Below are 22,052 nucleotides of genomic sequence, written 5' to 3' on the forward strand. Positions count from 1 at the left end.
GGAATCCGACCATGCAGTGGGAAGTCGTCATCGGGCTGGAAACCCATGCCCAGCTCAGGACCCAGTCCAAGATATTTTCAGGCGCGGCTACCGCCTTCGGCGCCGAGCCCAATGCCCAGGCCTGCGCCGTGGATATCGCCCTGCCCGGCGTGCTGCCGGTGCTGAACCGGGAGGCCGTGGTCTGCGCCATCAAGTTCGGGCTTTCGGTGGGGGCGGAAATCGCTCCCCGTTCCATCTTCGCCCGCAAGAATTATTTCTATCCCGATCTGCCCAAGGGCTACCAGATCAGCCAGTTCGAGATCCCCGTGGTTTCCGGTGGCGGCCTGACCATCCGGGTGGGCCCTTCGACAGGCTCAGGACAGGCGGAAGAAAAGTTCGTGCACCTGACACGGGCCCATCTGGAGGAGGATGCCGGCAAGTCCCTCCACGAGGACTTCCATGGCAAGACCGGCATCGACCTCAATCGGGCCGGCACGCCACTGCTGGAAATCGTCACCGAGCCGGATATGCGCTCCGCCATCGAGGCCGTGGCCTATGCCAAGGCCCTTCATGCCCTGGTGCAGTGGATCGGCATCTGCGACGGCAACATGCAGGAAGGCAGTTTTCGCTGCGACGCCAATGTCTCCGTGCGTCGGCCCGGCGCCCCCCTGGGCACCCGGCGCGAGATCAAGAACCTGAACTCCTTCCGTTTCCTGGAGCAGGCCATCAACTACGAGATCCAGTGGCAGATCAACGAGATCGAGGAAGGCCGCAGGATCCAGCAGGCCACGGTGCTGTTCGATCCCGATACCGGGGAGACCCGCTCCATGCGCAGCAAGGAGGATGCCCAGGATTACCGCTACTTCCCCGATCCCGACCTGCTACCCCTGGAGATCACGCCGGAGTGGGTCACAGAGGTGAAGTCCGGCCTGCCGGAACTGCCCCAGGCCATGAAGGCCCGCTTCGAGGCAGATTACGGCTTGTCCGCCTATGACGCGGCGGGGCTTACCGCCAGTCTGGATACCGCCCGCTACTATGAAGCGGTGGTGGCCGTGGTGGGCAAGATCAGCGCCAAACCCGCCGCCAACTGGGTCATGGGCGAAGTGGCCGCCCGACTCAACAAGGAGGGCCTGGATATCGGCGCTTCACCGGTATCCGCCACCCAACTGGCCGGGGTGGTGCTGCGCATCGCCGACAACACCATTTCCAACAAGATCGCCAAGGATGTCTTCGAGGCCCTGTGGAACCGGGAAGGCGCCGACGCCGATGTCATCATCGAAGCCAAGGGCCTGAAGCAGATCACAGACACGGGAGCCATCGAGGCCATCATCGACGAGGTGCTGACGGCGAACCAGAAGTCGGTGGAGGAATTCAGGGCCGGCAAGGAAAAGGCTTTCAACGCCCTGGTGGGGCAGGCCATGAAGGCCACCAAGGGCAAGGCCAATCCACAGCAGGTGAATGACCTGCTGCGGAAGAAACTTGGCGCCTGAGCGCTCTTCCACAAAAGACAAGGGCCGCGAATGCGGCCCTTGTCTTTGCAGTGGTCCAGGATGAGTTCAGGGCTGGGCCGGGGCGCCGCCGCGTAGTTCCTGAAGTCGCTTGCGGTCGGCCTCGAAGCGGGCGGTCACCTGTTCGATTTCCTTCTTCTTGGCCTGGATGCTTTGCTGTTCGGCTTCGATGGCCATCTGGTTGCGGCGCATGGAACTCGTCAGCGTGTTCGGCAGCTTGCCCTTATAAAATTCGCCATCCTTGGCCAGTTTTGTCTTTTCCTTGTTAGCCGCCGCCAGCTTGCCTTCGGTATTCTTGATACTGCGTTCCAGTTCGGCAATCAGCCGATCCCGGGTTCGATCCAGTTCCTTGTCCGTCGCATAGGTGGCGAGCAGGGCCGTGTCACGCCGTTTCTGATCCAGGGCCTGCAGGTCGGCTTCCTTCTGCTTCTTCAACTGCGCATCGCGGGCCGCCTGCTGAGATGCGTTCAGGGGAGCTTCCACGCTGCGCACCCGGACACCTCGTTCGTTGAGTTCTACGTAGGCCCGGTTGCGGCAGGCTTCCGGCAGTACGTCGCCGCAACTGCGGTTGCCGTCGTCCAGGGAGCAGCAAAAGCTGCGGGATGCCTGGACCGGGGCGGCCAGGGCCAGACCCAGGGTCAGCAGGGAAAAGGTGGTGCGCAGCTTCATGATTTCAGCCCTCCCGAATTCCGTATTGGTTGCGATAGCGGATTACTGCGTCCAGATTGCGTTCCAGCTCCGGGTTGCCCTGGAGGTAGTCGATCAGATTGTCCAGGGTGGCCACAGGGACCACGGGCATGCCGTAGTTCTGTTCCACTTCCTGCACGGCAGAGAGCGTACCGCTGCCCCGCTCCTGTCGGTCCAGGGCGATCACCACGCCGGCGGGAATAGCCCCGGCGGCCCGGATCAATTCCACCGATTCCCGCACCGAGGTGCCGGCGGAAATCACGTCATCGGCGATCAGCACCCGGCCCGCCAGGGGCGCGCCCACCAGGGTACCGCCTTCCCCGTGGTCCTTGGCTTCTTTTCGATTGTAGGCGTAGGGTACATTGCGGCCCAGGCGCGAGAGGCTGATGGCGATGCCGGTGGCCAGGGGAATGCCCTTGTAGGCGGGGCCGAAGAGGGTGTCGAAGGGGATGCCGGAGGCAAGGATGGTCCGGGCGTAGAAATCGCACAGGCGGGCCATGGCGTCGCCGTCATTGAACAGCCCGGCATTGAAGAAATAGGGCGAGAGCCGCCCGGCCTTGGTGGTGAATTCGCCGAAGCGCAAAACTCCTTTGGCGCAGGCGAAGGCGATGAACTCGCGGCTAAAATCCTGATTTTTCATGGTGGTCGATTCTACATGCTCCGCATCGTCTCGCTGAATCTCAACGGCATCCGTTCCGCCGCTTCCAAGGGGGTCTTCGACTGGCTGGCCGGCCTGGACGCCGATGTGGTCTGTCTCCAGGAACTCAAGGCCCAGCCGGCTGACCTGACGCCGCAAATGCAGGCGCCGGCCGGTTATCAGGGGTTGTTCCACTGTGCGGAAAAGAAGGGCTATTCCGGTGTCGGCATCTATTCCCGCCGCGATCCCGACCGCGTCATCGAAGGCATCGGCCATCCCGGGTTCGACGCCGAGGGGCGTTATATCCGCGCCGACTGGGGCAATCTGTCGGTGATATCCCTTTACCTACCTTCTGGCTCCAGTTCTCCTGAGCGCCAGGAGGCCAAGTTCCGTTTCATGGACGAGTTCTTTCCGGTACTGGCGGCCCTCGCGGCCGAGGGCCGGGAGATCGTCGTCTGCGGCGACTGGAACATCGCTCACCGGGAAATCGACCTGAAGAACTGGAAGAGCAACCAGAAGAACTCGGGATTCCTGCCCGAGGAACGAGCCTGGCTGTCCCGGGTATTTGATGAACTGGGCTGGGTGGATGTCTATCGGCGTCTCCATCCCGATGCTACCAGCGAGGCCTACACCTGGTGGTCCAACCGGGGCCAGGCCTGGGCCAAGAACGTGGGTTGGCGCATCGACTATCAGATCGCCACCCCGGGCCTGGCGGCCAAGGCGCTGGCAGCCAGCGTGTACAAGGATCAGCGATTTTCCGATCATGCGCCCCTGATAATTGACTACCAGTGTGAATATTGATATTGCCGGGCAACCGCAAAGTCGGTAGCCTCCCCCTGTCACATTTCATTTGCTTACTCAGGAGTTCGTCATGACCGATATCGTCACCAAGGAAAAACTCGTCGCTGACTTCAAGCTTGTGGTCGCCGACGCCGAGGAACTGCTGAAAGCCACGGCCGGTCAGGCCGGAGACAAGGTGGCCGAACTGCGGGGGCGGATCCAGGACAACCTGGCCCATGCCAAGGACAGCCTGGCCGAGGCTCAGGAAGTCGTGGTGGCCAAGGCCAAGGCCGCCGGCCGGGCCACCGATGATTATGTCCATGACAATCCCTGGCGGGCCGTTGGCATCGCCGCCGGTGTTGGCCTCTTGGTTGGTCTTCTGATCGGGCGGCGTTAATTGTCCGCCCCATCCTCCACCGGCCTGATGGGCTCGGTTCGGCGTCTGCTGGCCCACGGTCTGGAACTGCTCCAGACTCGGGTCGAGCTGTTGGTGGTCGAGGTGGAGGAGGAGCGGAATCGTCTGCTGCACCTGCTGGCCCTGGGCCTGGCGGGCATCTGCTTTCTTGCGATCGGCCTGGCCTTCCTGGCGGCATTCCTCACCGTGTTGCTGTGGGACAGCCATCGTCTGCTGGCGCTAGGCGTCTTCAGCGGGTTGTTCCTCGCTCTGGCGGGAGGCCTGCTGTGGCTGGTGGTGAACCAGGCCGGAAGCGCCAGTCGCCCGTTTTCTGCCAGTCTGTCCGAACTGAGCCGGGACCGGGCCGCTCTGGAACCCCGTGAATGAATGCACGGGCCATCGAGCTGGCACTGAAAAAGCAGCGTCTGCAATTGCGCAGCGCTGCCCTGCGGGGTGAGATTGCGGCGGCGGCAGCAGGGATGAAGCCGCTGTTCGCCACGGTGGATCGCATAGGTGACGGTCTGCGCTGGCTGCGCGAACATCATCAATGGGCGGTGGCCGGCCTGGTGGCCCTGTTGGCGGCCCGTCCCCGGGCTGCCCTGCGCTGGGGGCGGCGAGGCTGGTTTGTCTGGCAGGCCCTGCGGCGCCTGCGGGGCAGCGTCCAGGATATTGTATGAAACGCCTTGGCACCCGTCCTGGCCGGCGTCTGCCCCTGGGGCTGGTGGACCGGTTGCTTGCGGCCCAGCAGCGCGAGCGGCAGCAACTGCTGGTTGAGATGGGGCAGATCCGGGGCTTGATGCCCCTGCTGATGCGACGTCGCAACGGAGGGCGCTGGAGTCCGGCAGAACGGGCCGCCCTACAGGAGCAGATGCGGGCGCTGGCCCATCTTTCCCCCTACCTGGTGGTGATGGTGCTGCCCGGTTCCTTCATGGTGGTTCCCCTCCTGGCCTGGTGGCTGGACCGCCGGCGTGGTCAGCGCGGCAGCAGGCTTTACGGCTGATCCCCGGTTTTCAATTCCAGGGGAAGGCCTGCGGCGACGAGGGTCACCCGTCGGCAGGCGGCGGCGATGCGCTGATTGAGGCGTCCCTGTTCGTCGGCGAAGAGTCGGCTCACCGCGCCCAGGGGCACGATGCCCCAGCCCACCTCATTGCTGACCAGGATCACACGCCCCGGCAACACCGGTAGCAGGCGTTCGAGGGCCTCGATTTCTCCACGCAGCAGGGGGCAGTCCACTTCCACCCACTCCATTCCCGGGCCTGCCTCGACCTGGTCGGCAGCGCGGCCGCCGAAGATCAGATTGGAGAGCCACAGGGTCAGGCAGTCCACCAGCAGCAGGGTATCCGGCCGGGCATGGGCTTCCAGGGCCGCCGCCAGATACAGGGGTTCCTCCACCAGGCCCCAGGAGGCCGGCCGACGCTCCCGGTGATGGGTGATGCGCCGGGCCATTTCCCCATCCCGTGCCTCGCCGGTGGCAACATAGATCACGTTCATGTCCGCAGCCTGACGGGCGCGCTGTTCGGCCAGGGCGCTCTTGCCGCTGCGGGCGCCCCCCAGGATCAGCTCGGCATGGCCGGGTTGCATCTTCATGGTTCGCTGGCTGGAAAAGGATGGGAGCGGGAGCATAGCATCGGGTCGCGGGTGTTTCGATCCCCGGCCGAATCGATGGCCACTGCTCGAATTGGCTCCATAATTCGGTTCCGTCCTCCCTGGACCGATGCCTCATGCGCTTTCGAGAACCCGAGTATTTCTTTGCCGCCCTGCGTTTTTTCACCCGTCTGCCGGTGCCGGCCTGGGTGGGCCATTCCCAGGATCAACTGGATCAGGCAGCTCGCTATTTTCCCCTGGTGGGGGTGATCGTCGGCGCCATCGGCGCGGGAGTGACCGAGGCGGCGGCCCTGTTGTTGCCCGTCTCCCTGGCAGTGTTGCTGGGTATGGTCGCCACCCTGCTGGCCACCGGCGCCTTTCATGAGGATGGGCTGGCCGATGCCATCGACGGCTTCGGCGGCGGCTGGGAGAAGGCCCAGGTGCTGACCATCATGAAGGATTCTCGCATCGGCAGTTATGGCGCCATCGGTATCGGCACGGCGCTGCTGATCAAGTACACGGCCCTGACCGAAATCGACGCCGCCTTCGAGCCTCCCTTCCTGGCTCTTGCCCTGGTGGCGGGGCATGCTGTTTCCCGCCTTGCCTCCACCGCCCTGATCTTCGCCCTGGATTACGTGCGGGAGGACGAAACCGCCAAGTCCAAGCCTCTGGCCCGGCGCCTGACGGGCGGCGAACTGCTGGTGGCCGCCCTCTTCGGTCTGGCGCCGTCCCTGCTGCTGGGCTGGAGCGCCCTGCCCTCCCTGGCGCTGGTGGGCCTGGTCACTCTGGTGGCGGCCCGTTACCTGGTGTGCCGCATCGGCGGCTATACCGGCGACTGCCTGGGGGCGGTACAGCAGTTGACCGAACTGGCCTTCTACCTGGGGCTGTTGTGCGTGTTTTTCTGATTCGCCATCCCCGGCCGGCCGTGGCTGCCGGCATCTGTTACGGCCAGACGGACCTGGCCCTGGCCGAGGGGGTTGCCGCCTGCGCGGCGCGCCTGAAGGGGCAGCTACCGCCGGATGCGACCATCTACACCAGTCCTCTGCGACGATGCCTGGAGCTGGCCAAGGCCCTGTGTCCGACGCCACGGGCAGACCCACGCCTGGGAGAGATGCATTTCGGCGATTGGGAAATGCGGTCCTGGGACAACATCGGGCGCCAGGCCCTGGATGACTGGGCCGCCGATCCCCTGGACCATGTGCCTCCCGGTGGAGAGTCCGTGGCGATGCTGCGGCAGCGGGTGGTGGATTTCATGGCCGAACGCCAGGCCGAAGGCCACCAGACACTCGTCCTGGTCACCCATGCCGGGGTGATGAAGGTGCTGTCGGGCCTCGCCCTGGGCTTGGCCGAGGCGGATTGGCTACGCTTGCAGTTCGATTACGGGGAGCTGGTACAGATAGGTTAGCGTGAAGGCCGCGTAGCGACTCAGGAAGCCCATCTTTCCCCCGCTCGCCGGCCTGGACGGTCTGGATCATCGCCTACCGGATACGCCGCCAGCGAATGCAAACCCGGCCCGATCACCATCCTGCGTGGTCTGCAAGCATTCGCAGCGATCCAGCAAGGCTGGCTGCTGGCGGTTCGGCGCCGATAACCATGTGTGCATACGTTAGCCCCTCGCGGGAGAGGGTAACGACAGAGTCAGTCCGCGCCGATCTCCGCCATCACCGGGGCATGGTCCGAGGGGCGTTCCAGCCGGCGCGGCTCCTTGTCGATGGCACAGGCCCGGCAATCCGCCGCCAGGGCGGGGGAGAGCAAAATATGGTCGATGCGCAGGCCCAGGTTGCGGCGAAAGCCCATCATTCGGTAGTCCCACCAACTGAAGCTGCGCTCGGGCTGCTCGAAGCGCCGGAAGGCATCCGCAAGACCCAGTTGTGTCAGGCGGGTGAAGGCCTCCCGCTCCGGGGTGGAGCAGAGTATCTGCTCCTTCCAGGCCACCGGGTCATGGACATCCCGGTCCTCGGGGGCGATGTTGAAATCCCCCAGCAGGGCCAGGCGCGGGTGGCGCACCAGTTCCTGGCCCAGCCAGTGGGTCAGGGCTGCCAGCCAGCGCAGTTTGTATTCGTATTTGTCGCTGCCCACGGCCTGTCCATTGGGAAAATAGGCGCAGACCAGGCGCACGCCGGCCACGGTGGCGGCGATGACGCGCTTCTGGGGATCGTCGAATTCCGGGATGTCCCGCTGCACGTCGGTGGCCTCGTTCCGGCTCAGGATGGCCACGCCGTTGTAGGTCTTCTGGCCGTTGTGAAGGGCGCGATAGCCGGCGGCCTCCAGTTCGGCGAAGGGGAAACCTTTGTCCTCGGTCTTGGTTTCCTGGAGGCAGAGGGCATCGGGCTGATGCAGGGCCAGCCAGTCCAGCACTTGGGGCAGGCGGACCTTGAGGGAGTTGACGTTCCAGGTGGCGATTTTCATAGTGTGCCTATAATCGATCCGTCGTCATTCGTTACACTGGAAATGCCATGACCGCTGCTGACAGGCGCCATTTCTGGCGCGCCACCTTCAAGTCTCCGGCCCACCTGATCGATGCCCAGGGACCGGCCCAGGTCCTGGTGGCGGACCTTTCCCTCAAGGGCGCCCTGGTGGAGGCCGGCGCGGACTGGCATGGCAAGTCGGGTGACCACTGCCGGCTGCGCATTCCGCTGGCGGAAGGCATCGAGATCAACATGTGGGTCACGGTGGCCCATGTGTCAGGGCGCAGCATCGGCCTGCGCTGCGAGGATATCGATCTGGACAGCATCACCCACCTGCGGCGCCTGGTGGAACTGAACGCAGGGGACGCCGGGCTGCTGGAGCGGGAACTGGGAGCGCTGGTCTGCAAGGACTGACTGGCTTGCCCCCCTTCGCCCCCCTCCGTGACGGCACCGAGGGCTTGCGGCTGGCGCCGAGTGTGACCGCCGAGCGCAGCAAGCCAATACAGTCGCCTTCCCCGAGAGGGGGAGGACGGGAGGGGGCGGGCCTCAATTCGCTTTTCCGGCCAGGCAGCATGGCTCTCCATCGAAGCTTCCCTTGTTTGGTTCCGGCTTGGCCGGCTTATGGCGTCATGCCGTTGTGGCGCAGCAGGGCGTCGGGCCTGGGTTCCCTGCCGCGGAAGGCCTTGAAGGATTCCAGGGCCGGACGGGAGCCGCCCACCGCCAGGATTTCCTGCCAGAAGTGCCGGCCCGTGGCGGCATCGAGCACACTCCCCGTGGTTTTGGCCGCTTCCTCGAAAGCCTCGAAGGCGTCGGCCGAGAGCACCTCCGCCCACTTGTAGCTGAAGTAACCGGCGCCGTAACCCCCGGCGAAGATGTGGGAAAAACTCTGGGGGAAACGGTTCCATTCGGGAGGGACCACCACCGCCACTTCCCGTCGCACCTGGGCCAGCAGGTCCATGAAGGATGCATCCCCGCCGGGCGTGAATTCGCTGTGGAGCAGCAGGTCGAAGAGGCTGAACTCGATCTGGCGCAGCATCTGCATGCCGCTCTGGAAATTCTTCGCCGCGATCATCTTGTCGTAGAGCGCCCGGGGCAGGGGTTCGCCGCTGGCGGCATGGGCCGTCATGCCCTGGAGCACATCCCACTCCCAGCAGAAGTTCTCCATGAACTGGCTGGGCAGTTCCACCGCGTCCCACTCCACGCCATTGATGCCGGACACCGGCAGTTCCTCCACCTGGGTCAGCAGGTGGTGCAGGCCGTGGCCGCATTCGTGGAAAAGGGTGATCACGTCGTCGTGGCTGAAGGTGGCGGCCTTGCCATTCACCGGCGCCGGGAAATTGCAGTTCAGATAGGTTACTGGCGTCTGGATGCCGGCCGCCAGCCGGCGCCGGTCGATGGCTCCGTCCATCCAGGCGCCGCCCCGCTTGGTTTCCCGTGCGTAGAGGTCCAGATAGCACTGGCCCACCAGCTGTCCATCCCGCAGGATGCGGAAGAAGCGCACATCCGGATGCCATACCGGCGCAGTATCCGGGGCCAGGGTCACGCCAAAGAGACTCTCGATGACCCGGAACAGGCCTGCCAGCACCTTGGGTTCCGGGAAGTACTGCTTCACCTCCTCGTCGGAAAAGGCGTAGCGGGCCTGCTTGAGCTTTTCCGAGGCCCAGGCCAGGTCCCAGCTTTCCAGGGTGTCCAGGCCCAGTTGCTCCCGGGCGAACTGGCGCAGCTCGGCCATGTCCCTTTCGGCGAAGGGCCGGGCCTTCTGTGCCAGATCCCGCAGGAAGGCCGCCACCTGGGCCGGCGACTCGGCCATCTTGGGCACCAGGGAGACCTCGGCGAAGTTGGCGTAGCCCAGCAGCCGGGATTCCTCGGCCCGCAGGGCCAGGATCTGTTCGATCAGGGGGGTGTTGTTCCATTCGGCCGGGCCGAACTCGGCGGCCCGGGTGGTGTAGGCTCGGTAGATCCGCGCCCGCAGATTCCGGTCCTCGGCGTATTGCATCACCGGGATGTAGGCGGGCGCCTGGAGGCTGAACTTCCAGCCGGGCTTGCCTTCCTTCTCGGCGGCGGCCCGGGCTGCCTCCTTCACGTCCTCGGGCAGGCCGGCCAGGCCCGCTGCATCATCCACCCATTCGGCATGGGCGTTGGTAGCGTCCAGAAGGTTCTCGGAAAACTTGACGGAGAGGGCCGAGAGTTCCTCCTGGATTTCCTTGAAACGGGGTTTCTGCGCTTCATCCAGTTCGGCGCCGGAGAGGCGGAAGTCCCGCAGGTCGTTGTCTACGATGCGGCGGCGCACCGGCGCCAAAGCGTCGTACTCGGGGCTCGCGGCCAGGGCCTTCAGCTTGGCGAAGAGGGCCAGATTCTGTCCCAGGTCGGCGTAGAAGCCGGAAATCTCGGGCAGCATGCCGTTGTAGGCCTCGCGCCATGCCGGCACGTCATTGACCGAGTGCAAATGGCCGACGATGCCCCAGGCCCGGGACAGACGTTCTCCCGCATCGGTCATGGGGGCCATGAAGTCCGTCCAGGTGGCGGGGGTTTCAGACCGGGTCAGGGTTTCGATCAGGCTGCGGTTCTCGGCGATCAACTGGCGGATGGCGGGGGCCACATGCTCGGGTTGCACGGTGTCGAAGCGGGGCAGGCCAGTGAAATCGAGTAGGGGATTGGTCATGGTGAGGTATCCGGGAAAAACATGCGCCACGGCAGGCGTGGCGCGGCAGGTGTGACGGAGAGTGGATGTGCTTCAGTCCTGAAAGGCCTTGCGCAGACCATCGCAGGCGAATTCCAGGGCCTGCTGGGCATCGTCGAGGATGCCGAACATGGCGGCGAAACCATGGATCTGGCCATTCCAGCGGCGCAGATTCACGGCAATGCCGGCCTGGCCCAGGCGCTCGGCATAGGCCTCGCCTTCGTCCCGCAGCGGGTCGTATTCGGCCGTGATGACAGTGGCGCCGGGCAGGCCCGTCAGATCGGGCGCCAGCAGCGGGCTTGCCCGGGGATCGTCCACCTGGTTGGGGCTGGTCAGATATTGATCGATGAACCAGCGCATCACATCCCCGGACAGCAGGTAGTTCTTGGGGCCGTTTTCCTTGAAGGAAGGGGTTTCACAGCGCAGGTCCGTGACCGGATAGAACAGCAACTGATGGCATAGCCGTGGACCGCAGGCCCGCGCCAATAGGGCCGTTACCGCTGCCAGATTGCCCCCGGCGCTGTCACCCGCCACGGCAATGCGCTGGGGGTCGCCGCTGAAGGAGGGGGCATGCTCATGGACCCAGCGCAGGGCCGCCAGGGCGTCGTCGATACCGCCGGGAAAGCGGGTCTCCGGGGCCAGCCGGTAGTCCACCGAGACCACGATGGAACCCGTCCGGTTGGCGATGCGGGTGCAGGTTGCGTCGTACATGTCCAGGGTGCCGAAGACGAAACCGCCGCCGTGGTAATACACCGTGATCGGGAAGGGGCCTGATCCCGCCGGGGTATAGATCCGGGCCGATATCTCGCCGGCTCCGCCAGAAATCTGGCGATTCTCGATGCGGGCGACGGGTTCGGCCTCGATCGCGAATGGAGAGGGCGGTTCCTGGCCGCTGCTCTGCCGCACCGCCAGGCTGGCCTGGACCATATCCATGAGGGGCATGGCGGCGGTGGCGTCCACTAGAGCTTGTGTTTGCGGATGCAAAGGCATCTTGGTTCCTTGCGGGTAAGGCCAGCCTTCAAGAAGACACGCCCACCAGGCGCGACAGGGCCTCCCGGTACTTGGCAGCGGTCTTTTCGAGAATGTCGGCGGGCAGCTTCGGGCCCGGCGCCTGCTTGTTCCAGTCCAGGGTTTCCAGGTAGTCGCGGACAAATTGCTTGTCGAAGCTGGGGGGGCTGGTTCCCACCTGATACTGGTCGGCGGGCCAGAAGCGGGAGGAATCCGGCGTCAGGATCTCGTCGATCAGATAGAGGCGCCCCGTCTCGTCCTGGCCAAACTCGAACTTGGTGTCGGCGATGATGATGCCCCGCACCCGGGCGTAGAGGGCGGCTTCCCTGTAGAGGCGCAGGGTCACGTCCCTGACCTTGGCCGCCAGTTCGGCGCCGATCAGCTTCTCTACCGTGGCGTAATCGATGTTCTCGTCGTGATCGCCCATCTCGGCCTTGGTGGCCGGGGTGAAGATGGGCTGGGGCAGTTGCTGGGCCAGCTTCAGGCCCGCCGGCAGATCGATGCCGCAGACCTGGCCATTGACCTGGTAATCCTTCCAGCCCGAACCGATCAGGTAGCCCCGGGCCACCGCCTCGATGGGCAGGGGCTTCAGCCGCCGCACCACGATGGCCCGACCCCGCACCTGGGCCTTCTCTTCCTCTCCACTGACCACGGTCTCCGGGTCGATCCCGGTCAGATGGTTGGGGATCACATGGGCCAGCTTGCCGAACCAGAAATCGGCCACGGCAGTCAGCACCCGGCCCTTGTCGGGGATGGGGTCCGGCAGGATCACGTCGAAGGCAGAAAGCCGGTCGGTGGTGACCACCAGCAGCTTGTCCTCGCCCACGGCGTAAATATCGCGGACCTTGCCGCGCCCCAGCAGGGGCAGGCTCTTGATGGTGGATTCGAAAAGAGGAGCGGTCACGGGATGCCTCGCGGGGCTGGGTTGGAACGGGAGGCGAATTATAGTCCTCCGGCGGAGGGAGGAATGTTGCCGGGGCGAGTCCCGACAAGTTCCCTTAGTCATCCGTCCTTCGACAGGCTCAGGACGAACGGTTTGTTTTTTTACGCGTCCCTGACCTGCAAAAGTATCTTCCCCATATGTCCGCTGCTCTCCATCAGTCGATGGGCCTTGGCCGCCTTGGCCAGGGGGAAGGTCGCGTGAATGCGGGTGCGTACCTTGCCCGCCGCGACGGCAGGCCAGACCTGTTGCAGCAGGGCGTCGCGGATGGCGGTTTTTTCCGCGAGGCTGCGGGGCCGCATGGTGGAGCCGGTGATGGTCAGGCGCCGCATCATCACGTTCATGAAATCGAATTCGGTGCGGCTGCCCTGGAGGAAGGCGATCAGCACCAGGCGGCCGTCCTGGCGCAGTAGCGACAGATTCTTTTGCAGGTAGGGGCCGCCCACCATGTCCAGGACCACATCCACGCCGCTCTTGGCAGTGATCTCCTTGACCCGGGCGACGAAGTCTTCCTGCCGGTAGTCGATGGCCCAGTCGGCGCCGAATTCCCGGCATACCGCCAGCTTCTCGGGGCTGCCGGCGGTGGCGAAGACTTCGGCCCCCAGCAGCTTGCCCAACTGGATCGCGGCCAGGCCGATGCCGCCGGAGCCGCCATGGACCAGCAGGCGTTCCCCGGCCTTGAGCCGGCCCAGGTCCACCAGGTTGTGCCAGACGGTGAACCCGTTTTCCGGCAGGCCCGCCGCTTCCGCCATGCCCAGGCCGTTCGGGATCGGCAGCACCTGGCCTGCGGGGGCGGTGCAGTATTCGGCATAACCGCCGCCGGGGGTGAGGGCGGTGACCCGGTCGCCGATGTGCCAGTCGGTTACGCCCTGGCCCAGGGCGGCGATGGTGCCGGCCACTTCCAGGCCCAGGATGGGAGAGCTGCCGGGGGGCGGGGGATAGTTGCCGGCCCGCTGAACCACGTCGGGGCGATTCACGCCGGCGTAATGAACTTCGATCAGGACCTCACCCGCGGCCGGTTCGGGGCGGGGACCCTCGGCCATCCGCATTACCTCCGGGCCGCCGGGGGCGTCGTAATGGATGTGCTTCATTGGGCCACCGGTGCCTTGTCCAGGCCGCGTATGGCCGTGCCGGCAGCGAAGCCTCGGGCCTTGAACCAGCCGCTGTTCATTTCCAGGGCATAGCGGGCCGGGGCGGTGGCGCAGTGGTTTTCCTCGCTGCCGGGCGTCATTTCCGCCACGTTGAGGATGCGGCCCTGTTCGTCCAGGAAGGCCACGGCCAGGGGCAAGAGGGTGTTCTTCATCCACATGCAATGCCGCTCCTGGGCGGTGAAGACGAACAGCATGCCGTGATTGGGGGCCATGGTTCGGCGCTGCATCAGGCCCTTCATGCGCTGGGCCTGGGTGGCGGCCACCTCGGCCTCGATGCGATGGATGCCGGCGGAAAGCTCCAGCAGGGGCAGACTCTGCTGGCCCCAGGCGGGGAAGGTGCTGGTCAGGAAGGCGGCCAGGCAAAGGAGTCGATTCATAGGAGGGGCGGGTCAGGGTGAAACAGCATCAACGGAGCCGAGTGTAACCATCGAGCGCAGCGAGCCGATCAGTAGCCCCGCCCTGGGGCGGGGATGGGGGTGGGGGGCGTTCAATTGGCCTTTACGCATTGACATCCTCGGTGGTGGGGCGGCGACCATGCGCGTTATAGAAATCTGTCCAGCAGCTTGCGGCTGTGGCGGTCCAGGGACTGGAGGTCCCGGATCAGGAAGGGAATGCCGTGGCTGTCGGCGATCAGCAGGGTGTGGTGGCCCAGGCGGCGGATGTCTTCCTCGCCCTTGAGCACGAAACTGGTGTCGCCCCGATGGGTCTCCACCTGCCAGGTGCTGGGCGTGGCGAAGCTGGAGACCGACCGCAGGCGGCGAATTTCCGGCATGAATTCGCGGCCCGCCAGTTCCTCTTCGAGCAGGTTGCGCTGCGCGTCCGGCAGGTCCGCCAGGCGTTCGATCCAGGCCACCTCGTGGCCTTCGCCATTGACCAGGGCCAGGCCCTCGTCCGGGGCCGCGATGGGAAAGGCACGCACCGGCACCACGCCGCTGTGGGTCTCGCCGTCGGCGCCGGTGAACACCAGGCGGCCGAAGGCATTGCGGCTCAGTTGGAACTCAGGCATCGCTCATCTCCTCGGCATCCACATCCACATTGCGCGCCTGGGCCTGGTAGAGCCGGTAATAGGCGCCCTGGCGGGCCATCAATTCCTCGTGATTGCCCACCTCGACGATCTGGCCCCGGTCCATTACCACCAGGCGGTCGGCCTTGCGCAGGGTGGACAGGCGGTGGGCGATGGCGATGGTGGTGCGGCCCTGGACCAGGTTGTCCAGGGCCTTCTGGATTTCCTTTTCGGTCTCGGTGTCCACCGAGGAAGTGGCCTCGTCCATGATCAGGATGCGGGGATCGATCAGCAGGGCCCGGGCGATGGACAGGCGCTGGCGTTCCCCCCCCGAGAGGCCCTGGCCCCGTTCCCCCACCAGGGAGTCGTAACCCAGGGGCAGGCGCAGGATGAATTCGTGGGCGTGGGCGGCCCGGGCCGCGGCGATGATCTCGGCCCGGCTGGCGCCGGGCTTGCCGTAGGCGATGTTGTCGGCGATGGTGCCGAAGAACAGGAACGGCTCCTGCAACACCAGGCCGATATGGCGTCGGTATTCGGCCAGGGGCAGGGAGCGGATGTCCACGCCGTCCACGTGGATCGCCCCTTCGCTGACATCGTAGAAGCGGCAGATCAGGTTCACCAGGGTGCTCTTGCCCGAGCCGCTGTGGCCCACCAGGCCGATCATCTCGCCGGGGTGGATCTGGAAATCCAGGTTGCGGATCACCGAGCGGTTGCCGTAACGGAAGCCGATGTCGCGCAGATCGATGGCGCCGCTGACGCTTTCCAGATGCACCGGCTGTTGGGGTTCGGGCACGCTGGAGACATGGTCCAGGATGTCGAAGATGCGTTTGGCCCCGGCCGCTGCCTTCTGGGTTACGGAGACGATGCGGCTCATGGAGTCGAGCCGGGTATAGAAGCGGCCGATGTAGGCGATGAAGGCGGTCAGCACCCCCACGGTGATCTGGTCCTTCGACACCTGCCAGATGCCGAAGGCCCACACCACCAGCAGCCCGGCCTCGGTGAGCAGGGTCACGGTGGGGGAGAACAGGGACCAGACCCGGTTCACCCGGTCGTTGATGGCCAGGTTGTGCTGGTTGGCCTCGCGGAAGCGCGCCACTTCCCGTCGCTCCTGGGCGAAGGCCTTGACCACACGGATGCCCGGTATGGTGTCCGCCAGCACGTTGGTGACCTCGGACCAGATCCGGTCCACCTTCTCGAAGCCGGTGCGCAGCCGGTCCCGTACCAGATGGATCATCCAGGCGATCAGGGGCAGGGGCAGCAGGGTCACCAGGGCCAGCCAGGGATTGATGGAGATCAGGATCGTCGCGGTCATGACGATCATCAGCACATCGGTGGCGAAGTCCAGCAGGTGCAGGGAGAGGAAGACGCAGATGCGGTCGCTCTCCGAGCCGATGCGGGCCATCAGGTCGCCGGTGCGTTTGCCGCCGAAGTATTCCAGGGAGAGCTTGAGCAGGTGCTCGTAGGTGGTGGTGCGCAGGTCGGCGCCGATGCGCTCGCTGACCAGGGCCAGGATGTAGGTGCGGGCCCAGCCCAGGCCCCAGGCCAGCAGCGCCGCCCCGAGCAGGCCACTCAGGTAGAGGGTCACCAGATCCACGTCGATGGGCTTGCCGTTCTGGTAGGGAATCAGCACGTTGTCCATCAGGGGCATGGACAGGTAGGGGGGCACCAGGGTGGCGGCGGTGGCCGCCAGGGTCAGCAGGAAGCCCGATAGCAGCTGGCCCCGGTAGGGCCGGGCGAAACGCCACAGGCGTAGCAGGGTCCAGGTGGAGGGGGGGGAATGGATTTCCCGGGTGCAGATCGGGCAGTCCTCCTGGCCCGGCTCCAGGGGGGCCTTGCAACTGGGGCAGACCGGACCGCTCTCAAGGGGCGGCGGTGTGCCATGCAGCTGGCTTTCCCTTTGCAGGTCGAACTGATCCATGAGGCGCTGGGCCGCCAGGTTGTGGCCCAGGGTGTAGCGCCAGTGGGCCAGGCGGGCGGTCTCGTCCTGGAGTTCCAGGATGCCGACGCCGGCATGGTCGTGATGGCAAAGCCGTAGTCCTTCCCGGTAGGACCATTCCTTCCAGCCCGTGTCATCGGGAGCCCGTGCCAGCAGGCGCCGATCGGTGACCAGCAGCAGGCCCTGGCCGAAGTGCAACCGGTTGTCGAGATCCGGCTCCAGCCAGGCCAGCAGCCGCTCGCCGGCATCCAGCCGGGACATCGCTTCGTCACGCCAGGATTCCGGCAGGGTGTCGCCGGCGCAGGAGAGGGGATCGGGATAGTTTTTTGTCATAGGGTCTGTTGGGGGCCGGCGGGACCGGCCCGGACAGACAGGCCACTTTCGCCCCGGATTTTGCCGCGCCGCTACTCCACCGTTTCCGCCAGTATACTCAAGGCCTTCGGTCCAACCCTTCGGGGCCGGACGTTTTCCGGTAAACCATTTTTCCCGGGCCACGTTGACCGTGGCCACAACAATAATTCCCTCCGCCCCCTGGTCCGGGGGCCGCTGCCCACCCCCACTCCATGGCTAATAGAACCATAGAAATTCTGCGGATCACTCCCTTGCGGGGCCCCAACATCTGGACTTACCGCCCGGCCCTGGAGGCCCTGGTGGACATCGGGGACCTGGAGGATTTTCCCTCCAACACCCTCCCTGGCCTGTACGAAAGACTCACCGCCTGGCTGCCGACCCTGGCCGAACACCGTTGCAGCGTCGGCGCACCGGGCGGCTTCCTGCAACGCTTGCGGGAGGGCACCTGGCCCGCCCACATCATGGAGCACGTGACCCTGGAGTTGCAGAACCTGATCGGCCAGCGCACCGGTTTCGGCAAGGCACGGGAAACCTCGACCCGGGGCGTGTACAAGGTGGTGGTGCGTTCCCGCCAGGAGGATGTCACCCGGGCCTGCCTCCATGCCGCCCGGGACCTGTTGATGGCGGCCATCGACGACACCCCTTTCGATGTGCCCGCCACCGTGGCGCGGCTCCATGAGCTGGCCGATGCCCGCTGTCTCGGCCCCAGCACCGCGAGCATCGTCGATGCCGCCACCGAACGGGGCATTCCCTCGATCCGTCTCAATGACGGCAATCTGGTGCAACTGGGCCATGGTGCCCGTCAACGTCGGGTCTGGACCGCCGAGACCGACCGCACCAGCGCCATTGCCGAGGGCATCTCCCGGGACAAGGATCTGACCAAGCGCCTGCTGCAATCCTGCGGCGTGCCGGTGCCCGAGGGCCAGGTGGTCGCCAGTCCCGAGGAGGCCTGGGAAGCCGCCCAGGACATCGGCCTGCCGGTGGTGGTGAAGCCCAGCGATGGCAACCACGGTCGTGGCGTGTCGATCGAACTCAGCGATGCCGATGAAATCCGTGCGGCATTCGCGGTGGCCGATGCGGAGGGCAGCGAGGTCATCGTCGAGCGCCATATCCAGGGCGATGAACACCGTCTGCTGGTGGTGGGCGGCAAGCTGGTGGCCGCCACCCGGGGCGACAGCCTGTGGATCGAGGGCGATGGCGAGTCCACGGTCGCCCAACTGATCGACACCCAGATCAACTGCGATCCGCGCCGGGGCGAGGCCGAGGAATTTCCCCTGGAACCCATCGTCCTGGAGCGGGAGCCCACCACCCGCCTGCTGCTGTCCCGTCAGGGCCTGGACGGGGACGCCGTGCCGGCCACGGGACAGATGGTGCTGATCCAGCGCAACGGCAACATGGCCAACGATGTCACGGACCGGGTTCACCCCGAGGTGGCTGCCGCCGTGGCCCTGGCGGCCCGGGTGGTGGGTCTGGATATCGCCGGCATCGACCTGGTGGCCGAGGACATTTCCCGTCCCCTGGATGTTCAGCGGGGGGCCATTGTCGAGGTCAATGCCGGCCCCAGCCTGCTGATGCACCTGAAGCCGGTTACCGGCGAGCCCCGCCCGGTGGGCCAGGCCATCGTCGAGCATCTGTTCCCGGAGGAGGATTCGGGGCGTATTCCCATCGTCGGCATCTCCGGCACCCGGGGCACCACCATGGTGGCCCGGCTGGTGGGGCGCCTGATCAAGCTCAGCGGCAAGAAGCTGGGCATGGCTTGCCGCGACGGCCTGTATTTCGAGCACCGCCGTGTGGAGGCGGGCAATTGCAGCCGCTGGTCGTGGGCGCGACGGGTGTTGCTGAACCGCTCGGTGGAGGCCGCGGTGTTTGAAAACGATGGGGCGGACATCCTCGCCGAGGGGCTCAGCTACGACCGTTGCCAGGTGGGCGTGGTGACCCGTCTGGACCAGGCGGAGAGCCTGGCGGACTTCGACGTGAGGGAACCGGAGCAGGTCTATAACGTGTTCCGCACCCAGGTCGATATCGTGCTGCCGGAAGGCGCCGCCGTGCTCAATGCCGAGGATCCTCTGGTGGCGCGGATGGCCAGTCTGTGCGATGGCGAGGTGATTTTCTATGCGTCCCGGGACGGCAATCCGGTGGTCGAGGAGCATCTGGCCCAGGGCGGTCGGGCGGTGGTGCTGCGGGAGGGGCAGATGGCCCTGCTGCGGGGCGATACTGCGGAATCCATGGTGCCGGCAAGCTGCGGATCGGTCGATGTGTCCAGCGAGGACATGCTGGCCGCCGTGGCCGCCGCCTGGGCACTGGACCTGCCGTCCTATCTGATCGGGATCGGCATAGTCACTTTTGAAACCGATGCGCTTCCGGCTGATGCGGATCGCGCCTTGAATACACGGGCCGACTGAACTGCCGGCACCCCAAGGAATCCATCCATCATGGAAGTCTCACGTATCCGGGCCTTGCGCGGCCCCAATCTGTGGAGCCGTCACACCGCCATCGAGGCGATCGTGTCCTGCACGCCCGAGGAGTGCAGTCTCGATGCCCTGCCTGGCTTCGAGGAGCGTTTGCGTCGGCGCTTTCCGGAAATCGGCGTGTTGCAGGCGACGCGCCACGGCGATGCCATTTCCATGGCCCATGCCCTGGAGTTCGCTGCCCTGGGTCTGCAAGCCCATGCCGGTTGCCCCGTCACCTTCAGTCGCACGGCCCAGACCGTGGAACCGGGGGTGTTCCAGGTGGTGGTCGAATACAGCGAGGAGCCGGTGGGCCGGCTGGCCATGGATCTGGCCCAGGCCTTGTGCCGTGCCGCCCTGGAGGGCAGCGCCTTCGATCTGGAGGACGCCCTGACCCGGCTCAAGGAGCTGGACGAGGATGTGCGCCTGGGGCCCAGCACCGGTTCCATCGTCCAGGCCGCCATGTTGCGAGGGGTGCCGTTCCGGCGCCTGACCGAGGGCAGCCTGGTGCAGTTCGGCTGGGGCTGCAAGCAGCGCCGCATCCAGGCGGCGGAGACCGATTGCTCCAGCGCCATCGCCGAGTCCATTGCCCAGGACAAGGATCTCACCAAGATGCTGCTGGATGCCGCTGGCGTACCGGTGCCCCGGGGGCGTCCGGTATCCGGCCTGGAGGACGGCTGGAACGCCGCCATGGAGATCGGCCTGCCGGTGGTGGTGAAGCCCCTGGATGGCAATCAGGGCAAGGGCGTCACGGTGAATATCACCGGCCGGGAAAGTTTCGAGGCGGCCTATGCCGCCGCCACGGAAATCAGCGAGGACATCCTGGTGGAGCGCTACCTGCCCGGTCACGACTACCGCCTGCTGGTGGTGGGGGATCAGGTGGTGGCCGCGGCCCGGCGCGATCCGCCTCATGTCACCGGTGATGGCGTTCATACTGTGCGGGCGCTGGTGGACCAGGTCAATAGCGACCCGCGCCGGGGCGTGGGCCATGCCACTTCCCTGACCAAGATCCGCTTTGACGACATCGCCCTGACCTGCCTTGCGGCCCAGCATCTGAATGCCGAGTCGGTGCCCGCCAAGGGCATCCGGGTGGTGTTGCGCAACAACGCCAATCTGAGCACCGGCGGTTCGGCCACGGACGTCACCGACGATGTTCATGTGGAGGTGGCGGCCCGGGCCGTGGCGGCGGCCAGGATGGTGGGGTTGGACATTGCTGGCGTGGATCTGGTCTGTGACAGCGTGCTGCGTCCCATCGAGGAGCAGGGCGGCGGCATTGTCGAGGTCAATGCGGCGCCCGGCCTGCGCATGCACCTGACGCCTTCTTTCGGCAAGGGCCGGGCGGTGGGCGATGCCATCGTATCCACCCTGTTTCCCGACGGCGCGGATGGGCGCATTCCGGTGGTGGCGGTGGCCGGCACCAACGGCAAGACCACCACGGTGCGCCTGATCGCTCATCTGCTGGCCAGCAAGGGTCTCTGCGTCGGCATGACCAGCACCGACGGGGTGTATGTGAATGGCCGTCGTACCGACACCGGGGATTGCAGCGGTCCCCGCAGCGCCCGCAATGTGCTGCTGCATCCCGACGTGGAGGCTGCCGTGTTCGAGACCGCCCGGGGCGGCGTGCTGCGGGAAGGCCTGGCCTTCGACCGTTGCGACGTGGCGGTGGTCACCAATATCGGCCTGGGAGATCACCTGGGCCTGTCCTACATCAGCACCGTGGAAGATCTGGCGGTGGTGAAGCGGGTTATCGTGCAGAACGTTGCGCCCAAGGGTGTTGCCGTGCTCAATGCCGCCGATCCCATGGTGGTGCGGATGGCCAAGGTCTGCCAGGGCGGCGTGACCTTCTTTGCTCGGGACCCCCACCATCCGGTGATGGCAACCCACCGCGCCCAGGGGCTGCGAGTCGTCTATGTGGAGGGGGGCGACATCGTCGCGGCGGAGGGATGGGATGAGCATCGCCTGCCCCTGGCCGGTGTTCCCATCACCGGCGGTGGCACCATCGGCTTCCAGGTGGAAAACGCCATGGCGGCCACGGCCGCAGCCTGGGCCTTGGGGCTGGACTGGGAGGTGATTCGCGCCGGCCTGGGCACCTTTGTCAGCGATGCCCGGACCACGCCGGGACGTTTCAATCTGTTCCAGCACCGGGGGGCCACGGTGATTGCCGATTATGGCCACAATCCGGACGCCATCCAGGCCCTGGTGAATGCGGTGGACACCATGCCGGCCCGGCGTCGCACCGTGGTCATCAGTGGTGCCGGAGATCGGCGCGACGAGGACATCCGCCAGCAGACGCAGATACTCGGCGATGCCTTCGATCAGGTCATCCTCTACCAGGACCAATGCCAGCGCGGCCGGGCTGACGGCGAGGTGCTGGGGCTGCTGCGGGAGGGCCTGAGCCAGGCCAGTCGAGCACGGCAGGTGGAGGAGGTGCGCGGGGAGTTCCTTGCCATCGACACTGCCCTGGATCGCCTGGAAGCGGGCGACCTGTGCCTGATTCTGATTGACCAGGTGGAGGAAGCCCTGGCTCACCTGACTGCCCGCTGCGGTGGCTGAACGGCC

22 protein-coding genes are annotated in these 22,052 nt (G+C 65.8%); 11 read left to right on the top strand and 11 right to left on the bottom strand.

The window, feature by feature from the left end; all coding sequences use genetic code 11:
* Window positions 1-11: 11 nt before the first annotated feature.
* Window positions 12-1,469, top strand: a complete 1,458-nt coding sequence (gene gatB, locus DENOEST_RS02730) for an Asp-tRNA(Asn)/Glu-tRNA(Gln) amidotransferase subunit GatB (RefSeq protein ID WP_145769884.1) — start codon at window positions 12-14, stop codon at window positions 1,467-1,469.
* Window positions 1,470-1,535: 66 nt separating this feature from the next.
* On the opposite strand, the gene DENOEST_RS02735 is transcribed toward gatB, so the two are convergent.
* Both DENOEST_RS02735 and pyrE read right to left on the bottom strand, forming a co-directional pair.
* Window positions 1,536-2,156 (bottom strand): hypothetical protein, encoded by a 621-nt coding sequence (locus DENOEST_RS02735; protein ID WP_145769885.1) that lies wholly within the window; start codon window positions 2,154-2,156, stop codon window positions 1,536-1,538.
* A gap of 4 nt (window positions 2,157-2,160) precedes the next feature.
* Complete coding sequence (gene pyrE / locus DENOEST_RS02740) at window positions 2,161-2,814, bottom strand: orotate phosphoribosyltransferase (RefSeq protein WP_145769886.1); 654 nt, start codon at window positions 2,812-2,814, stop codon at window positions 2,161-2,163.
* A gap of 15 nt (window positions 2,815-2,829) precedes the next feature.
* Here pyrE and DENOEST_RS02745 point away from each other — a divergent pair, with 15 nt between their 5' ends.
* The 5 genes from DENOEST_RS02745 to DENOEST_RS02765 all read left to right on the top strand — a co-directional run bounded on the left by DENOEST_RS02745 (window position 2,830) and on the right by DENOEST_RS02765 (window position 4,985).
* Window positions 2,830-3,612 (top strand): exodeoxyribonuclease III, encoded by a 783-nt coding sequence (locus DENOEST_RS02745; RefSeq protein ID WP_145769887.1) that lies wholly within the window; start codon window positions 2,830-2,832, stop codon window positions 3,610-3,612.
* A gap of 70 nt (window positions 3,613-3,682) precedes the next feature.
* Entirely contained in the window at window positions 3,683-3,988 is a 306-nt protein-coding gene (locus tag DENOEST_RS02750; protein WP_145769888.1) for a DUF883 family protein, read from the top strand.
* The gene (locus tag DENOEST_RS02755; protein ID WP_197970496.1) at window positions 3,989-4,372 is read left to right on the top strand and encodes a phage holin family protein; all 384 of its coding nucleotides are present in this window, start codon (window positions 3,989-3,991) and stop codon (window positions 4,370-4,372) included.
* Window positions 4,369-4,662: a YqjK family protein gene (locus tag DENOEST_RS02760; protein ID WP_145769889.1), complete on the top strand. Its 294-nt coding sequence runs from the start codon at window positions 4,369-4,371 to the stop codon at window positions 4,660-4,662. The genes DENOEST_RS02755 and DENOEST_RS02760 overlap by 4 nt, the downstream gene beginning before the upstream one ends.
* Window positions 4,659-4,985, top strand: coding sequence for a hypothetical protein (locus DENOEST_RS02765; RefSeq protein WP_232096419.1), 327 nt, complete (start codon window positions 4,659-4,661; stop codon window positions 4,983-4,985). The genes DENOEST_RS02760 and DENOEST_RS02765 overlap by 4 nt, the downstream gene beginning before the upstream one ends.
* Here DENOEST_RS02765 and cobU read toward each other — a convergent pair.
* Window positions 4,976-5,572, bottom strand: a complete 597-nt coding sequence (cobU, locus tag DENOEST_RS02770) for a bifunctional adenosylcobinamide kinase/adenosylcobinamide-phosphate guanylyltransferase (RefSeq protein WP_197970497.1) — start codon at window positions 5,570-5,572, stop codon at window positions 4,976-4,978. The two genes, DENOEST_RS02765 and cobU, sit on opposite strands and share 10 nt — an antisense overlap.
* A 134-nt stretch (window positions 5,573-5,706) precedes the next feature.
* On the opposite strand from cobU, the gene DENOEST_RS02775 reads away from it, so the two are divergent.
* Window positions 5,707-6,474: an adenosylcobinamide-GDP ribazoletransferase gene (locus DENOEST_RS02775; protein ID WP_145769890.1), complete on the top strand. Its 768-nt coding sequence runs from the start codon at window positions 5,707-5,709 to the stop codon at window positions 6,472-6,474.
* The gene (gene cobC / locus DENOEST_RS02780; RefSeq protein ID WP_145769891.1) at window positions 6,459-6,974 is read left to right on the top strand and encodes an alpha-ribazole phosphatase; all 516 of its coding nucleotides are present in this window, start codon (window positions 6,459-6,461) and stop codon (window positions 6,972-6,974) included. Before DENOEST_RS02775 ends, cobC begins: the two co-directional genes overlap by 16 nt.
* A 233-nt stretch (window positions 6,975-7,207) precedes the next feature.
* Here cobC and xth read toward each other — a convergent pair whose 3' ends face one another.
* Entirely contained in the window at window positions 7,208-7,978 is a 771-nt protein-coding gene (gene xth, locus DENOEST_RS02785) for an exodeoxyribonuclease III (RefSeq protein ID WP_145769892.1), read from the bottom strand.
* Window positions 7,979-8,025: 47 nt separating this feature from the next.
* Between xth and DENOEST_RS02790 the strand changes: the two genes are divergently transcribed.
* Window positions 8,026-8,391: a PilZ domain-containing protein gene (locus tag DENOEST_RS02790; protein ID WP_145769893.1), complete on the top strand. Its 366-nt coding sequence runs from the start codon at window positions 8,026-8,028 to the stop codon at window positions 8,389-8,391.
* A gap of 205 nt (window positions 8,392-8,596) precedes the next feature.
* Here the strand turns inward: DENOEST_RS02790 and DENOEST_RS02795 are convergent, their stop codons facing one another.
* The 7 genes from DENOEST_RS02795 to DENOEST_RS02825 form a co-directional block, all read right to left on the bottom strand.
* Window positions 8,597-10,639: a M3 family metallopeptidase gene (locus DENOEST_RS02795; RefSeq protein ID WP_145769894.1), complete on the bottom strand. Its 2,043-nt coding sequence runs from the start codon at window positions 10,637-10,639 to the stop codon at window positions 8,597-8,599.
* 72 nt (window positions 10,640-10,711) lie between these two features.
* Window positions 10,712-11,647, bottom strand: coding sequence for an alpha/beta hydrolase (locus DENOEST_RS02800; RefSeq protein ID WP_145769895.1), 936 nt, complete (start codon window positions 11,645-11,647; stop codon window positions 10,712-10,714).
* A 28-nt stretch (window positions 11,648-11,675) separates the two neighbouring features.
* Window positions 11,676-12,569, bottom strand: coding sequence for a phosphoribosylaminoimidazolesuccinocarboxamide synthase (locus DENOEST_RS02805; RefSeq protein WP_145769896.1), 894 nt, complete (start codon window positions 12,567-12,569; stop codon window positions 11,676-11,678).
* A gap of 140 nt (window positions 12,570-12,709) precedes the next feature.
* Complete coding sequence (locus tag DENOEST_RS02810; protein WP_145769897.1) at window positions 12,710-13,696, bottom strand: NAD(P)H-quinone oxidoreductase; 987 nt, start codon at window positions 13,694-13,696, stop codon at window positions 12,710-12,712.
* Window positions 13,693-14,133: a DUF192 domain-containing protein gene (locus DENOEST_RS02815; RefSeq protein ID WP_145769898.1), complete on the bottom strand. Its 441-nt coding sequence runs from the start codon at window positions 14,131-14,133 to the stop codon at window positions 13,693-13,695. Before DENOEST_RS02815 ends, DENOEST_RS02810 begins: the two co-directional genes overlap by 4 nt.
* Before the next feature lie 164 nt (window positions 14,134-14,297).
* Window positions 14,298-14,762: a cyanophycin metabolism-associated DUF1854 family protein gene (locus DENOEST_RS02820; RefSeq protein ID WP_145769899.1), complete on the bottom strand. Its 465-nt coding sequence runs from the start codon at window positions 14,760-14,762 to the stop codon at window positions 14,298-14,300.
* Window positions 14,755-17,028 carry a cyanophycin metabolism-associated ABC transporter gene (locus tag DENOEST_RS02825; protein WP_145769900.1) on the bottom strand — a complete coding sequence of 758 codons (2,274 nt, stop codon included), beginning with the start codon at window positions 17,026-17,028 and terminating at the stop codon, window positions 14,755-14,757. Before DENOEST_RS02825 ends, DENOEST_RS02820 begins: the two co-directional genes overlap by 8 nt.
* A gap of 230 nt (window positions 17,029-17,258) precedes the next feature.
* Between DENOEST_RS02825 and DENOEST_RS02830 the strand changes: the two genes are divergently transcribed.
* Both DENOEST_RS02830 and cphA read left to right on the top strand, forming a co-directional pair.
* Window positions 17,259-19,448, top strand: coding sequence for a cyanophycin synthetase (locus DENOEST_RS02830; protein WP_145769901.1), 2,190 nt, complete (start codon window positions 17,259-17,261; stop codon window positions 19,446-19,448).
* A gap of 30 nt (window positions 19,449-19,478) precedes the next feature.
* Window positions 19,479-22,046, top strand: a complete 2,568-nt coding sequence (gene cphA, locus DENOEST_RS02835) for a cyanophycin synthetase (RefSeq protein WP_145769902.1) — start codon at window positions 19,479-19,481, stop codon at window positions 22,044-22,046.
* Window positions 22,047-22,052 lie beyond the last annotated feature (6 nt).

The sequence above is a fragment of the Denitratisoma oestradiolicum genome (genome assembly GCF_902813185.1).
Taxonomy (GTDB): Bacteria; Pseudomonadota; Gammaproteobacteria; order Burkholderiales; family Rhodocyclaceae; genus Denitratisoma; species Denitratisoma oestradiolicum.

What these genes read in the sequence shown, in the direction of transcription:
- cobU (WP_197970497.1), bottom strand. Translation starts at nt 5,572, where the DNA reads ATGAAGATGCAACCCGGCCATGCCGAGCTGATCCTGGGGGGCGCCCGC.
- DENOEST_RS02825 (WP_145769900.1), bottom strand. Translation starts at nt 17,028, where the DNA reads ATGACAAAAAACTATCCCGATCCCCTCTCCTGCGCCGGCGACACCCTG.
- DENOEST_RS02815 (WP_145769898.1), bottom strand. Translation starts at nt 14,133, where the DNA reads ATGAATCGACTCCTTTGCCTGGCCGCCTTCCTGACCAGCACCTTCCCC.
- DENOEST_RS02790 (WP_145769893.1), top strand. Translation starts at nt 8,026, where the DNA reads ATGACCGCTGCTGACAGGCGCCATTTCTGGCGCGCCACCTTCAAGTCT.
- gatB (WP_145769884.1), top strand. Translation starts at nt 12, where the DNA reads ATGCAGTGGGAAGTCGTCATCGGGCTGGAAACCCATGCCCAGCTCAGG.
- pyrE (WP_145769886.1), bottom strand. Translation starts at nt 2,814, where the DNA reads ATGAAAAATCAGGATTTTAGCCGCGAGTTCATCGCCTTCGCCTGCGCC.
- DENOEST_RS02810 (WP_145769897.1), bottom strand. Translation starts at nt 13,696, where the DNA reads ATGAAGCACATCCATTACGACGCCCCCGGCGGCCCGGAGGTAATGCGG.
- DENOEST_RS02820 (WP_145769899.1), bottom strand. Translation starts at nt 14,762, where the DNA reads ATGCCTGAGTTCCAACTGAGCCGCAATGCCTTCGGCCGCCTGGTGTTC.
- DENOEST_RS02765 (WP_232096419.1), top strand. Translation starts at nt 4,659, where the DNA reads ATGAAACGCCTTGGCACCCGTCCTGGCCGGCGTCTGCCCCTGGGGCTG.
- DENOEST_RS02745 (WP_145769887.1), top strand. Translation starts at nt 2,830, where the DNA reads ATGCTCCGCATCGTCTCGCTGAATCTCAACGGCATCCGTTCCGCCGCT.
- DENOEST_RS02735 (WP_145769885.1), bottom strand. Translation starts at nt 2,156, where the DNA reads ATGAAGCTGCGCACCACCTTTTCCCTGCTGACCCTGGGTCTGGCCCTG.
- xth (WP_145769892.1), bottom strand. Translation starts at nt 7,978, where the DNA reads ATGAAAATCGCCACCTGGAACGTCAACTCCCTCAAGGTCCGCCTGCCC.
- DENOEST_RS02795 (WP_145769894.1), bottom strand. Translation starts at nt 10,639, where the DNA reads ATGACCAATCCCCTACTCGATTTCACTGGCCTGCCCCGCTTCGACACC.
- DENOEST_RS02830 (WP_145769901.1), top strand. Translation starts at nt 17,259, where the DNA reads ATGGCTAATAGAACCATAGAAATTCTGCGGATCACTCCCTTGCGGGGC.
- DENOEST_RS02775 (WP_145769890.1), top strand. Translation starts at nt 5,707, where the DNA reads ATGCGCTTTCGAGAACCCGAGTATTTCTTTGCCGCCCTGCGTTTTTTC.
- DENOEST_RS02760 (WP_145769889.1), top strand. Translation starts at nt 4,369, where the DNA reads ATGAATGCACGGGCCATCGAGCTGGCACTGAAAAAGCAGCGTCTGCAA.
- DENOEST_RS02750 (WP_145769888.1), top strand. Translation starts at nt 3,683, where the DNA reads ATGACCGATATCGTCACCAAGGAAAAACTCGTCGCTGACTTCAAGCTT.
- DENOEST_RS02800 (WP_145769895.1), bottom strand. Translation starts at nt 11,647, where the DNA reads ATGCCTTTGCATCCGCAAACACAAGCTCTAGTGGACGCCACCGCCGCC.
- cphA (WP_145769902.1), top strand. Translation starts at nt 19,479, where the DNA reads ATGGAAGTCTCACGTATCCGGGCCTTGCGCGGCCCCAATCTGTGGAGC.